General features: G+C 73.7%; 12 protein-coding genes. 4 read left to right on the top strand and 8 right to left on the bottom strand.

Annotation, left to right across the window (positions count from 1 at the left end; genetic code table 11):
- Positions 1-128: 128 nt before the first annotated feature.
- The 3 genes from ACIPYS_RS24710 to ACIPYS_RS24700 all read right to left on the bottom strand — a co-directional run bounded on the left by ACIPYS_RS24710 (position 129) and on the right by ACIPYS_RS24700 (position 1,198).
- The gene (locus tag ACIPYS_RS24710; RefSeq protein ID WP_093863559.1) at positions 129-413 is read right to left on the bottom strand and encodes a DUF427 domain-containing protein; all 285 of its coding nucleotides are present in this window, start codon (positions 411-413) and stop codon (positions 129-131) included.
- A 172-nt stretch (positions 414-585) separates the two neighbouring features.
- A complete protein-coding gene (locus ACIPYS_RS24705) occupies positions 586-822 on the bottom strand; it encodes a DUF6296 family protein (RefSeq protein WP_093863558.1) in 237 nt (78 codons plus the stop codon).
- A gap of 139 nt (positions 823-961) precedes the next feature.
- The gene (locus ACIPYS_RS24700; protein WP_093863557.1) at positions 962-1,198 is read right to left on the bottom strand and encodes a DUF2277 domain-containing protein; all 237 of its coding nucleotides are present in this window, start codon (positions 1,196-1,198) and stop codon (positions 962-964) included.
- Between the two features lie 216 nt (positions 1,199-1,414).
- Here ACIPYS_RS24700 and ACIPYS_RS24695 point away from each other — a divergent pair, with 216 nt between their 5' ends.
- Positions 1,415-2,677, top strand: coding sequence for an MFS transporter (locus ACIPYS_RS24695; protein ID WP_400749599.1), 1,263 nt, complete (start codon positions 1,415-1,417; stop codon positions 2,675-2,677).
- A gap of 65 nt (positions 2,678-2,742) precedes the next feature.
- On the opposite strand, the gene ACIPYS_RS24690 is transcribed toward ACIPYS_RS24695, so the two are convergent.
- The 3 genes from ACIPYS_RS24690 to ACIPYS_RS24680 all read right to left on the bottom strand — a co-directional run bounded on the left by ACIPYS_RS24690 (position 2,743) and on the right by ACIPYS_RS24680 (position 5,525).
- The gene (locus tag ACIPYS_RS24690; RefSeq protein WP_400749596.1) at positions 2,743-3,333 is read right to left on the bottom strand and encodes a gamma carbonic anhydrase family protein; all 591 of its coding nucleotides are present in this window, start codon (positions 3,331-3,333) and stop codon (positions 2,743-2,745) included.
- Between the two features lie 65 nt (positions 3,334-3,398).
- A complete protein-coding gene (locus ACIPYS_RS24685) occupies positions 3,399-4,718 on the bottom strand; it encodes a serine hydrolase domain-containing protein (RefSeq protein ID WP_400749593.1) in 1,320 nt (439 codons plus the stop codon).
- Between the two features lie 240 nt (positions 4,719-4,958).
- Positions 4,959-5,525, bottom strand: a complete 567-nt coding sequence (locus tag ACIPYS_RS24680) for a DJ-1/PfpI family protein (RefSeq protein WP_400749590.1) — start codon at positions 5,523-5,525, stop codon at positions 4,959-4,961.
- Positions 5,526-5,886: 361 nt separating this feature from the next.
- Between ACIPYS_RS24680 and ACIPYS_RS24675 the strand changes: the two genes are divergently transcribed.
- Positions 5,887-7,173 (top strand): glycerophosphodiester phosphodiesterase, encoded by a 1,287-nt coding sequence (locus ACIPYS_RS24675; RefSeq protein WP_400749587.1) that lies wholly within the window; start codon positions 5,887-5,889, stop codon positions 7,171-7,173.
- A gap of 174 nt (positions 7,174-7,347) precedes the next feature.
- Here the strand turns inward: ACIPYS_RS24675 and ACIPYS_RS24670 are convergent, their stop codons facing one another.
- Positions 7,348-9,723: a transglycosylase domain-containing protein gene (locus tag ACIPYS_RS24670; protein ID WP_197698658.1), complete on the bottom strand. Its 2,376-nt coding sequence runs from the start codon at positions 9,721-9,723 to the stop codon at positions 7,348-7,350.
- Positions 9,724-9,948: 225 nt separating this feature from the next.
- On the bottom strand, positions 9,949-11,025 hold the full coding sequence (locus tag ACIPYS_RS24665) for a hypothetical protein (RefSeq protein WP_400749583.1): 1,077 nt from the start codon (positions 11,023-11,025) through the stop codon (positions 9,949-9,951).
- Between the two features lie 169 nt (positions 11,026-11,194).
- On the opposite strand from ACIPYS_RS24665, the gene ACIPYS_RS24660 reads away from it, so the two are divergent.
- Entirely contained in the window at positions 11,195-12,250 is a 1,056-nt protein-coding gene (locus ACIPYS_RS24660; protein ID WP_400749580.1) for an SPFH domain-containing protein, read from the top strand.
- Positions 12,247-13,161, top strand: a complete 915-nt coding sequence (locus tag ACIPYS_RS24655; RefSeq protein WP_400749577.1) for a hypothetical protein — start codon at positions 12,247-12,249, stop codon at positions 13,159-13,161. The genes ACIPYS_RS24660 and ACIPYS_RS24655 overlap by 4 nt, the downstream gene beginning before the upstream one ends.
- Positions 13,162-13,168: the final 7 nt, after the last annotated feature.

Below are 13,168 nucleotides of genomic sequence, written 5' to 3'. Positions count from 1 at the left end.
GTACCCGGCGCGGCCCGGCGGTACGCGCCGAAGGTGTCCCGGTCCCGCGACGGGACGGCCACGGCATCGTCCCTACGGCCTATCGGCGGTGTCCCGGCCGGTCGGCCGGCCGATCGCTCCCGGGACCGTCAGTCGGTGATCTCGACTCCCCGCCAGAACGCCACCCGGCCGCGGATGTGCTCCGCCGCGGGCTCGGGGGAGGCGTAGAACCAGGCCGCGTCCGGGTTGGTGCGGCCGTCGACGTCGAGCGAGTAGTACTCGGCGGTGCCCTTCCACCCGCAGACGGTGGTGGTGTCGGACGGGCGCAGGTACTCCGGGCGGACGGAGTCGGCCGGAAAGTAGTGGTTTCCCTCGACGACGACGGTGTCCTCGCTCTCGGCGACGACCGTGCCCTGCCAGCGTGCTGTGGTCATGGCGGGAGTCTGCCCGACGCGGCGCGGGGGCGGCAGCGGCCGGGGCGTTATCCGGCCACAGTGCGTGACCGGGCGGGGCGGGCGGCCGAACGGGCAACACCGGGCGGCCCGGCGCAGCGGTCGGGCGACTCGGCGCAGCGGTCGGGCAGCTCGGGGCCGTCGGTCGGGCGGCTCAGGGCAGCGGCTGGGCGTGGACGGGGACGTGCGGGTTCTGATGGCCGCCGGTGGCGAGCATCCGGACCTCCCCCGCGTCGCTGATCTCGGCCCGGACGATGCCGCTGGCGTCCTCGTACACCGGGTGGCCGCCGGGCCCGGCGGCGCCGGTGCGCTCGACCACGACCACGTCCTGCGGGGCCTGGGTGCCGGGGGTGCCCGGGAAGGTGAGTGCATAGCGGGTGACGGGGCTCATCACCGACCTCCTGCTCCCTGTTCGACGTTGCCCGGCCTTCGAGGTTGCCCGGCCTTCGAGGTTGCCCGGCCTTCGAGGTTGCCCGGCCTTCGACGCGGACTGCCCACGGCATCCGGCATCCGGCGTTCGAAATCCGACCTCAGGCGGTGGCCCGGGCCTGACGGGCGGACGCACCGCGAACCTCCAGCTCGCCGAGCAGGTGCGCGGTGGCTTCCGCCACGGCGTCGACGGCCCGGTCGAAGGCCTCGCGGTTGTGCGCGGCCGGGGCCCGGAACCCGGACACCTTCCGTACGTACTGGAGCGCGGCCGCGCGGTAGTCCTCCTCGGTGGCGTCGGGCGTCACGGGTGGTCTCAGCGTCTTGATACTGCGGCACATGCCACCAGTCTTGCGCGCGGACGCCCGGCAGGCGACTCCCGTCCGTCACGGGACCGCCTCGTGCACCACACAGTGGCGTCATCCGATCGGATTAGGATTTGGCCCGAACAATCCCGGCCTCCCCCGGTCCGTTCCGTGTTCCCGTTCCTCCCGCCCGTTCCTCCCGCTCGTCCTTCGCCGCCCGCCCTTCGCCGCCCGTCCTTCCGGAGCACCCCCTTGCCTCTCGCGCTGGTCGCCCTGGCCGTCACCGCCTTCGCCATCGGAACCACCGAGTTCGCCGCCATGGGGCTGCTGCCCCAGGTCGCGAACGATCTGGACGTCTCGATCCCGCAGGCCGGCTGGCTGATCTCGGCCTACGCGCTGGGCGTGGTGATCGGGGCGCCACTGTTGACCGCGCTCGCCGCCGGACGGCCCCGGAAGGCGGTGCTGGTCGCCCTGGCCGGGTTCTTCGCCGCCGGGAACCTGCTCTGCGCGCTCGCCCCGGACTTCTGGACGCTGGCCGCCGCGCGGCTGGTCACCGGACTGCCGCACGGGGCGTTCTTCGGCGCCGGGGCGGTCGCGGCGGCCGAACTCGTCTCCCCGGACCGGCGGGCCAGGGCGGTCGCGGTGATGTTCTCCGGCCTGACCCTCGCCAATGTCGTCGGTGTGCCGGCCGCGACCCTGCTCGGCCAGCACCTGGGATGGCGGGCGACCATGCTGGTGGTGGTCGCGATCGGCGCGGCGGGGGCCCTGGCGATCGCCCGGCTGGTCCCGGCCCTGCCGTCCCCGGCGCAGTCGGGCCTGCGGCACGAGCTGGGCGCGTTCCGCAGCGGACAGCTGTGGCTCGCGCTGGCCACGGTGGTCTTCGGCTGCGGCGGCTTCTTCGCCTGCTACTCCTACATCACCCCGCTGCTCACCGAGGTGTCCGGTTTCGCGACCGGCTCGGTGACACTGGTGCTGGCGCTGTTCGGGGTCGGGATGACGATCGGCAACCTGCTCGGCGGCTACGCGGCCGACCGGGCGCTGCGGCCGACGGTGTGTGTCGCGTTCCTGCTGCTCGCGGCCGTACTGGCGCTGTTCGCCGTGACCGCGCGGGCCCAGTGGTCGGCGGCGGCGACGGTGGTACTGGTGGGGCTGTTCGGGTTCGCGATCGTCCCGGCGGTCCAGACGCTGGTGATGCGCGAGGCCCGGGGCGCCCCGACGCTGGCCTCGGCGACCGTGCAGGGTGCCTTCAACCTGGCCAACGCCCAGGGCGCGTACTTCGGCGGGCTGGCGCTGGACGCCGGGCTGGGCTGGACCTCGCCGCCGCTGGTCGGCTCGGGCCTGGCCGCCTCCGGCGCGGTGATCGCGGTCGCGGCCTGGGCGGCCGCCGCGCGGCGCACCGGCGCCCGGGCCCCGGAGCTCCCGAGCGCTGTCGCGGGTGCGGGCCCGGCCCCGCTGCCGGGCCCCGCGCCGGCCCCGGACGACCGGATCGGCGCGGGGACCACGACCTCCCGCTGAGCCGACGCCGAGAGCCGGCACCGCGAGCCCGCACCGAGCCCGCACGGGGTCCGCGGCCGAGCCCCTCAGACCTCGTCGGCGGTCTCCGTCTCCGGCCCCGGAGCCGCGACCGGGACCGGACCCGGACCCGGAACGGGCCGGAGGTCCCGGTGACCGTCGGCCAGCAGCGAGTAGCCCTCCGCGTTGAACTTGATGCCGGTCCGCTCCTCCTCGGTCAGCTCGCGGCGCACCTTGGCCGGCACCCCCGCGACCAGCGAACCGGGCGGGACCACCATGCCCTGCGGCACCACGGCACCGGCCGCGACCAGCGAGCCGGCCCCGATCCGGGCGCCGTTCAGCACCGTGGCGTTCATCCCGACCAGGACGTCGTCCTCGATCACACAGCCGTGCAGCACGGCGTTGTGGCCGACCGAGATCCGCTCCCCCATCACCAGCGGGAAACCGAGGTCGGCGTGCAGGGTGCAGTTGTCCTGGACGTTGCTGCCCGGGCCCACGGTGATCTCCTCGGCGTCACCGCGCAGCACCGCGCCGTACCAGACGCTCGCCCCCGCACCGACGGTCACGCTGCCGACGACGACCGCGTTGGGCGCCACGAACGCGGTCGGGTCGACCACCGGGACCCGGCCCCCGACCTCGGCGATCAGCGGCTCTGCCATCTCTCGTCCTCCTTGTGACGACTGCCCATCAGGTGCGGGCCATGATGGCATCCCGCTCGGCGCCGTCAGCCGGCCGGGGCGGGGGCCGGAGCCGGAACGGTGGCGGTGGGCGGCGGGCCGCCGCAGGTGCCGGTGTCGAGCAGCTTCGCGAAGGCCGCGTCGGTGGCCGCCGGGTCCGACATGTCGAAGGCGTTCACGGAGGCGGCGAACTGCCGACGGGTGTCGCCGTCGGTGTAGACGAAGGTGTTGTAGCCGGGGATTCCGCCCGCGTGGCCCCAGACCGGGCCGCAGGGCGTCGACAGGCGCTGGAGTCCCAGACCGTACGTGTCCTTGCCGCTCTGCGGCGTGACGGTCATCATCTCGGCGAGCAACGGCCGGGGCAGCAGCCGCCCGCCGATCAGGGCGGTGATGAAGGTGGTGAGGTCGGCGGTGGTCGAGATCCCGGCGCCCGCCGCCCCCGCCATGCTCGGGTCCACCTCGGTGACGTCCGCGGGACCGGCCGGCAGGTCGTAGTAGCCGTGCGCGTGCGGGCCGGGGATCGTCGTCGAGTGGTCCGGCATGGAGGTCCGGGTCAGGCCCAGCCGACGGACGATCCGCCGCTCCACCTCCTGCTGCCAGCTGTGGCCGGTGACCCGTTCGACGATCTTCCCGACCACGAGGTAGTTGGTGTTGGAGTAGTGCGCGCCCTGTCCCGGCTCGAAGTACGGCGGGTGGGCGTTGGCGACGGCGATCAGCTGCTCCGGGGTGTACCTGGTGAAGCGGCCGGTCTCCAGCCACTGCTGGAGCCTGACCGGGTCCTCCTGGTAGCCGAAGAGGTCGTCCTCGGTGTAGTTGAACAGGCCGCTGGTGTGGTCGAGCAGCTGGCGCAGGGTGATGTTCCGGCCGTTCGGCACCGCTCCCGGCAGCAGCTTCTCGACCGGGTCGTCCAGCCGCAGCCGCCCCTCGCCGACCAGTTGGAGGACGACGGTCGAGACGAAGGTCTTGGTCACGCTGCCGATCCGGAACAGGCCGTCCGGGTCCACCGGGGCTCCGGTACTGAAGTCGGCGGTGCCGGCCGCGCCCTTCCACGCGGTGCGGCCGCGCTCGCTCACCCGGGCGAGCGTCGCCGAGGCCCCACCGGGGTCGACCATGCCGCGCACGGCGGCGTCCAGCGCCCGCGCGTCGACACCCCGGCGCCCGGCGCGGCCCGCGTCCGCGCCGTCCTGCGTGCCCGTCACCGTCACCGCGGCCGCCCCTCCCGGCCCGGTCGCGCCCACCGCACCGGCCGTCGGGGCGATCACGCCCACCAGGCCCGCGCCGGCCAGCGCGAGCGCGACGACGCGCACGGCCGTGGCCCGGCGTCGGTTCCTCGTCCTGCCCGTGCCGCTCCGTGCCGTCCGGTCCATGCGTCCTCCCACGTCAGTGCCTCCGGGTCCCGACAACTCCCGCGCCTCGTTCGGCAGCTGACACTCTGACAGGAGATCCGGCGGATCTCCTCCGCCCACGGTCCGGACCCGCTCCGCCCCAGGGCCGAGATTCACCCGCCCGTGGCGGCCGCTTCCCGTACGGGCCACCCCTGACACCCCTCGGGGAGGTGTCTCCGCCCCCGGTCGGAGACACCTCCCCGAGCACGAGGTCGGGCGAGGTCAGGTCACCGGCGCCTTCACCCGCAGGACCTCGACGAACGCCCGCAGCCACGCCGGGTGGTCGGGCCAGGCGCGGGCCGAGACCACCACGCCGTCGACCACGGCCTCGCCGTCCACGTACGTCGCGCCGGCCGCCGTCACGTCCGGTTCCAGGGCCGGGTAGGCGGCACTGGTCCGCCCGCCGAGCACCCCGGCGGCGGCCGACACCAACGGGCCGTGGCAGATCTGCGCGACCGGCTTCTCGCCCTCGAAGAAGTGCCGGACGATCCGCCGCACCTCCGGGTCGTTGCGCAGGTACTCGGGAGCGCGGCCGCCCGGGATCACCAGCGCGACGTAGTCCGCCGGGTCCACCTCGGCGAACGCCAGGTCGGCGGGCCAGGTGTAACCCGGCTTCTCGGTGTAGGTGTCGAAGCCCTCGACGAAGTCGTGCACCACGAACTGCAGCCGCTTGCGGGTCGGTGCCGCGATGTCGACCTGGTAGCCCTCCTCGCGCAGCCGCTGGTACGGGTAGAACACCTCCAGCGACTCCGCGGCGTCCCCCGTGACGAGCAGGATCTTCGATGCCATCGCCGACATCCCTCCGAATCGATCGATCGTCGGACATGCTGTCGGCCCGGGCCGGTGCACCCGGCACGGGCCGGGACCAACCTCCCGTACCCGTCACACCCGCGCAACGGGGCGCACCGGGCATCCACTCCGCCGAGTGCGCCCCCGCGCGCCACCCGGCTGCGGCACGCGCCCCTTCGGCCACCCGGGCCCGGCAAGGACGGTGGGTGCCGGAACTTCTCCCGCAGTTCGCCCGGAGGCCACCCGGCGGGACGGGACTGCTCCTAGTCTGCGGGCGGCAGCCACACCGCGACGCCGACGGCGCGGCACCGACACCGCCGCACCGAGACCGCGACGCCATCCGCGCGAGCTAGGAGCTTCCATGACGTACCGTCCGACCGACGGCGGCACCCCGGCGGAGTCCGCCGAGGGCACCTCCTCCTCCCGCCGCAGCTTCCTGCGGGCCACCGGTGCCGCCGGTCTCGGCGCGGCGGCCCTCGCCGCCGGGGCCGGGGAGGCGTTCGCCGCCCCCGCCGGGGACCAGCCGGGCGCGGACCGGTCCGGCGCCGACGACGAGCGCGGCGTCGCGTCCGAACGTCCGGCCGGCACCCGCCCGCCGGTCCGCACCGGCACCGGCCTGGACCGCCTGCCGCACCCGCTGATCGTCGGTCACCGCGGCGCCCCCGGCTACCGCCCCGAGCACACCCTGGGCTCCTACGACCTGGCGCTGAAGCTGGGCGCGGACGTCATCGAGCCGGACCTCGTCCCCACCAAGGACGGCCAGCTGGTGGTCCGGCACGAGAACAACATCGTGGAGACCACGGACGTCGCCGACCACCCCGAGTTCGCGAGCCGCCGCACCACGAAGACCATCGACGGTGCGGCCCAGACCGGCTGGTTCACCGAGGACTTCACGCTCGCCGAGCTGCGCACCCTGCGCGCCAAGGAGCGGCTGCCGCAGCAGCGTCAGCGCAACACGCTGTACGACGGCCGCTGGGCGATCCCGACCTTCCGCGAGGTGGCGGACTTCGCCCGCAAGCGCGGCCGCGAGCTCGGCCGGGACGTCTGGGTGTACCCGGAGACCAAGCACCCCAGCTACTTCCGTTCGATCGGGCTGCCGCTGGAGGAGCGCCTCGCAGACGAGCTGCGCCGCACCGGGCTGGCCGGGCGCAACGGCCGGGCGATCCTGCAGTCCTTCGAGCCGAGCAGCCTGCAGCGGCTCGCCAAGCTGGTCGACAACCCGAAGATCTTCCTGCTCAGCGGCCCGACCAGCCAGCCGTACGACTTCGTGCTGTCCGGCGACAAGCGCACCGTGGCCGACCTCGTCAAGCCCGAGAACCTGCGCTGGATCGCCGGTTTCGCGCACGGCATCGGCCCGACCACCACCCTGATCGTCCCGGTCGACGCGGCCGGCAAGCTGCTGCCGCCGACCACCCTGGTCCGGGACGCGCACGCGGCCGGCCTGCTGCTGCACCCGTACACGGTGCGCAACGAGAACGCCTTCCTTCCGCTGGACTACCGCCGGGGCACCGACCCCAACGCGTACGGCGACGCGATCGGCTGGGCGAAGTACCTGTACGAGCTCGGGGTGGACGGCTTCTTCACCGACCAGACCGACACCAGCGTGCTGGCCCGCCAGGACTTCTGGGACGCCAAGGGCGTGCACTGAGCGCACCGGCTCCCCCTACCCCGGTGGCCTCACCGGCCCGTCGCTGAACCGCCGCGCCCCCGGAACGTCCGTCGACGTTCCGGGGGCGCGGTGCCGTTCCGGGGGCGCGGTGCCGCTCCGGGGGCGCGGTGCCGCTCCGGGGGCACGGTGCCGCTCCGGGGATGCTCTCCGGGGTCAGCCGTCGTTGTGCTGCTCCTCGGACTGGCCCTGCTGGCCCTGCTGGGCCGGCTGCCCCTGCGGTGCCTGCTCCTGCTGGGTCGGCCGGTCCTGCTGGGCGGGCTGGGTCGGCTGGGCGGGCTTGCGGGTGGGCTGGCGGCCGGGCTGGGTGCGTCCGCCGGGCCAGGTCGGAGCGACGTCGGTCGGCTGACCGCCGGGCCAGGTCGTCCACGGCGTGCCGCTGCCCGAGCCCGGGCTCGCCGAGGGGTCGCGCTTCGGCGCCGGGTTCGGGATGTAGACGGTCTCGAACTCCTTCTCCGGCATGCCCCGAACGGCGTCGTTCATGGCCATCTGCCAGATCGGCCCCGGGCCGGTGGCGCCGAAGACCTCGTCGAACCACTTGCCGCCGATCCGGATGTTCTTCATCGGCACGCCGCCGGCCGGGCCGCCGAGCCAGACCGAGGCGGCCAGGTTGCCGGTGTAGCCGCTGAACCAGGCCGACTTCTTCTCGTCGGAGGTACCGGTCTTGCCGGCGATCTGGCGATCGTCGTCCAGACCGAGGTCACGCGCGGTGCCGCCCTTCTCGGTGACCCCGAGCAGCACGGTGTTGATGATGTCGGCGGTGCTCTCGGACAGCACCCGGTCGCACTTGGCCGGACTGACCGGGACGTCCTTGCCGTCCATGGTGGTGATGCTGCTGATCGCGACCGGCGTGCAGTAGGTGCCGCGGTTGGCGAAGGTCGCGTAGACGTTGGCCATCACCAGCGGGCTCACCTCCTGGGTCCCCAGGCCGAGGGCCGGCAGCTCCTGCAGCGGCTTGCCGCTGGCCTTGCTCCCGACACCCAGCTTGTTGGCCATCTGCTTGACCGCGCAGAGGCCGATCTCTTGCTCCATCTGCACGAAGTAGGTGTTGACCGAGAGCGCCATCGCCTCCTTGAGCTCGTACGGGCCGACCTCGCCCGAGGACTCGTTGGGGATGGTGCCGCCCTTCTTGCCCTTCTCCAGGTTCTTCCAGGTGCCGTCGCAGGTGGTCATCGTCGGCCAGTCCATCTTGTTCGGCGAGGCGTAGGACTGGGTGGAGGTCAGCCCGGCCTCCAGCCCGGCGGCGGCCACGATCGGCTTGAAGTTGGAGCCCGGCTGGAAGCCGTTGCCGCCGCCCATCGCCGCGTCCACGTTGTAGTTGACGACGGTCTGGTTCTTGGCCGGGTCGATCCCGTACGGCCGGGTCTGGGTCATCGCCAGGATCTTGCCGGTGCCCGGTTCGACCATGGTCATCGCCGCCGACACCTGGTCGGTGACCTTGACCTTGGTGGTCACGGCCTTGAGCGCGGCCGCCTGCTTCACCGGGTCGAGGGTGGTGTGGATGAACAGGCCGCCCTGGTCCCAGAGCTTCTTGCGCTCGGCGGCGGTCTTGCCGAAGACCGGGTCCTGCTTGATCACGTGCCGCACGTAGTCGCAGAAGAAGCCCATGCCCGCGTCGGCGGTGATGCAGCCGTTCTGCGGGGCCTGGTAGTGCAGGGCGACCGGCCCGGACTTGGCCTCCTTGGCCTGCTCCGGGGTGAGGTGCTTGTTCTCGACCATCTTGTCGATGACGACGTCGCGGCGCTTGCGCGAGGCCTCGGGGTGGGCCTTGGGGTCGAACTGGGAGGGGTTCTGCACCAGTCCGGCCAGGGTGGCGGCCTCGGCGACCGTGAGGTCCTTGCTGTTCTTGCTGAAGTACCGCTGGGCGGCCGCCTGGATCCCGTAGGCCTGCTGGCCGTAGTACGTGATGTTCAGGTAGTTGGTGAGGATCTGGTCCTTGGTCAGCTCCTCCTCCAGCTTGATGGCGTACTTGAGCTCCTGGACCTTGCGGCCCAGGGTCTTGCGCTGGGCCTCCAGCACGGCCACCGGGTCGTCGCCGGCCTTCTCGACGTTCACGTTCTTCACGTACTGCTGGGTGAGCGTGGACGCGCCCTGGACGGCGGTGCCGCTCTCCGCGTTCTTGGTGATGGCCCGCAGGACGCCCTTGAGGTCGACGGCCCCGTGCTCGTAGAAGCGCGCGTCCTCGATGTCCACCTGGGCCTGGCGTATCAGCGTGCCCATCTCCTCGCCGGTGATCACCCGGCGGTCGCGCTCGTACACCTTGGCTATCTGCTGGCCCTTGGCGTCGTAGATCCAACTGGCCTGGGTCAGCGCCGGTGTCTTCAGGTCGGCGGGGATGCTGTCGAACTCCTCGACGCCGCTCTTCATGCCGAGCCCGAGCGCCCCGGCGGCCGGCAGGGCGATGCCCGCGAGCAGGACTCCCGCGAGGGTGCTGTAACCGAGGAACTTCACGCCGTGGCCGAGCAGACCGAGCGGGGTCTCGCGGCGCCGGGGGCGCGGGACCCAGGTGTCGTGGGGCTCCGAGGAGGGCATGCGGCGGCTTCTCCGTGACATAGTCGGAACACTACGTCCACGAAAACCGCCCGTGGGGCCGGTGTTGGTCAACCTTTGTCACAAATCGGCGACAGATCACCGTCGTTGGGCGTGGCCCCCGGTGGGGCCGACGGGGCCGCCCGCCCCGGGACCAGGTCGTTCGCCCACGCTCGACGGGACTCGATCAAGAACGGGCGGGTCCGCGCGCCCCGCCGTCCCCGGCCCTCAGCTCTCGCGCTTCTTGCGCCGCAGTCCGAACACCGCGACCGCGATCGCGCCCAGGAAGGCCACCCCGAGCACCTTGTCCCCGGTGCCCGCCGGGGCGCCCTGCCCGCCGCCGGACGCCGACGGGGCGGCCGCACCGGACGCCGCCGGGCTCGAGGAGTCCGGCTCGGCCGACGGGGCCGGAGTGGCGCTCCGCAGCGGTTCCACGGTGTCCGGAAGCTGCGCGTCGTCCAGCGGCGCACGCCAGACCGGGCTGTCCTTGCCCTCGGTGCCGTAGAGCAGCGCCCGCCCGTCCGGGGTGAAGGTGACCGACTCCCCCTGCCGCTGGAACGGCACCGACAGCGGCGAGGGATCGCCCGGCATGCCGTCCTTCCAGCGGTAGAGGGTCGCCGAGAAGTAGCCGCGCAGCACCAGCCGGGTGCCGTCCGGCGAGAAGGCGCCGTCGGTCGTCCAGGGCGCGTCGGCGATCCTCCGGAAGGTGTTCACGCCTGTCGGGGAGAGCTTCTCCGGGCCCTGGTAGAGCCCGCCGCCGCCCTGCTTCTTGCTGGCGATGTAGGCGCGGCCGGTCACCGGGTGCACCATCAGCGCCTCGGCGTCGCGCGGGCCGTCCTCGTAGCGGACCTTGTAGCGGGTCACCTCCACGGCCTGGTCGTGGAGTTCGGCGGGTTCGGCGAAGGCGTAGATCCAGACCTCGGGCCACTTGCCGCCGAGGTTGTCGCCGAGGTCGCCGACGTAGAGCCGACCGTCCGGACCGAGCGAGATCGCCTCGACGTCGCGGGGTTCGACGCCCCGCAGGGTGACGGTGGCGACGGTGCGGCCCTGGGAGTCGACCGCGTAGACGTACGGACCGTCGTCGCTGTCGTTGTGGGTCCAGTAGACGCCGGGGTGCTGCCGGCTCGCGGCGAGGCCGCTGGACTCGGTGATCCTCGGGTCGGCGATGTCGAAGGCCCGGCCGCCCGGGTCGGCCGCGTGCGCGGACGGGGCGCCGAGCGTGGCACCGGCGCCGACGGCGACAGCGGTGGTGGCGGTGGCGCAGGCCGCGGTGAGCAGCACCGCGGGGAGCCCGTTCGTTCGCATCCTCAGCACCGTTCGATCCTCCCACGACCGCCCTCCCGGCCGGTTTCCCGTTCGTCCCCTGTCCCTGCAGCCCGCGCCTCCCGCCTCCTCGCCGCCGGGGACCATTTTTCGTCACCTTGACGAGATCCCTTCGGCTTCAATATCGTCAGTGCGACGAAAAGGAGTCGCCATGGCCGACATCACCAAGCGCTTCGGACTGCGCCACCTGCGCGCCCGCCCCACCGCCCACATCCGGCACGTCCGCCGCGGCCGGCTCGCCCACGACGGCACCGGGCTCGCCTTCTGGTTCCGCCCGCTCACCGCCGCCCTCTCCGAGGTGCCGGTCGACGACCGCGAACTCGCGATGCTCTTCCACGCCCGCACCGCCGACTTCCAGGACGTCACCGTCCAGGGCACCCTGACCTACCGGATCACCGACCCGGCCACCGCCGCCGCCCGCGTCGACTTCGGCATCGACCCCGACACCGGCGCCTGGCGCTCCGCCCCGCTCGACCAGCTCGCCACCCTGCTCACCGAGACCGCCCAGCAGCACGCCCTCGGCCTGCTCGCCCGCACCTCGCTCGCCGCCGCCCTGGCCGACGGCATCGCCGGTGTCCGCGAGCGGATGACCGCCGGCCTCGCCGCCGAGCCCCGGCTCGCCGAGACCGGACTCGCCGTCATCTCCGTGCGCGTGGTCGCCCTGCGCCCCGAACCGGAGGTGGAACGCGCCCTGCGCACCCCCGCCAGGGAACTCGTCCAGCAGGAGGCCGACCGGGCCACCTTCGAACGACGCGCCGTCGCCGTCGAGCACGAACGCGGCATCGCCGAGAACGAACTCGCCAACCGGATCGAGCTCGCCCGGCGCCAGGAACAGCTGATCACCCAGGAGGGCGCCAACGCCCAGCGCCAGGCCGAGGACGAGGCCGTGGCCGACCGGATCCGCACCGACGCCGAGGCCCAGCGCCGCACCCGCCTCGCCGGCGCGGAGGCCGAGGCCGCCCGCGCCCTGGGCGAGGCGAAGGCCGCCGCCGAGGCCGCCTGGCTGGCCGCCCACCAGCAGGCCGACCCGGCGGTGCTGCGGGCGCTCGCGCTGATGCGGCTGGCCGAGCACCTGCCGCGGATCGACAGCCTCACCCTCACACCGGACGTGCTGACCGGGCTGCTCGCCAAGCTCGGCGCGGCGGGTTCGTCGGCCGGTGCGTCGGGGGAACCGCTGTCCGGCGGCACGGACGGGCACGGACGGTGACGCTCGCCCCCCGGGCCGTCCTGGTCCACCGCCGCAGCGAGTACCAGGAGCTGGTCGCCCACCACGGCACGCCCGGCCAGGCCGCCTACTTCCTGCGCAGCCGGGGCCGCTCGGTCGAGGAGATCGAGCGGCGCCACGTCCGGCAGGAGGAGGCGCTCGCCCGGGCGGGCGGTGCCGTCCCGCTCGACTGGCGCCGCACCCGGGTCGAACGCGCCGACCTTCCCCGGTTCCTCTTCGAACCGGAGGACGTCGTCGTCGTGGTCGGCCAGGACGGCCTGGTCGCCAACGTCGCCAAGTACCTCGGCGGACAGCCCGTGATCGGCGTGGACACCGAACCAGGCCGCAACCCCGGCGTCCTGGTCCGCCACCGGGCCGACGACCTGCCCCGCCTGCTCCCGGCCGCCGTCGGCCCCGGCACCGACCGGCGGACCGAGGAACGCACCATGGTCGAGGCCGTCGCCGACGACACCGAGCGGCTGCTCGCGCTGAACGAGGTCTACGTCGGCCAGCCCGGCCACCAGACCGCGCGCTACCGGCTGGCCGTCGAGCAGCACCCCGGCGCGCCGGACGGCGACGAGGCGCAGGCCTCGTCCGGGGTGCTGGTCGGCACCGGCACCGGCGGCACCGGCTGGTGCCGCTCCGTCTGGCAGGACCGCGGCGGCCCGCTCGCCCTGCCCGCGCCCGGCGCGCCGTCGCTCGCCTGGTTCGTCCGGGAGGCCTGGCCCTCCCCCGCCACCGGCACCACCCGGGTGCACGGGCTGCTCGACGGGGATCAGCGGCTCGTCCTGACCGTCGAGTCGGACCGGCTGGTGGCCTTCGGGGACGGCGTCGAGAGCGACGCGCTGGACCTCGTCCGGGGGCAGACGGTCCGGGTCGGCGTCGCCGCCACCCGGCTGCGGCTGCTCGGCTGAGCGCCTC

Origin of the sequence: Kitasatospora sp. NPDC089913 (genome assembly GCF_044748625.1) — a bacterium.
Lineage (GTDB): Bacteria > Actinomycetota > Actinomycetes > Streptomycetales > Streptomycetaceae > Kitasatospora.
The sequence above is the reverse complement of the archived record's forward strand: the minus strand, read 5'-3'. Positions and strand labels throughout refer to the sequence as shown.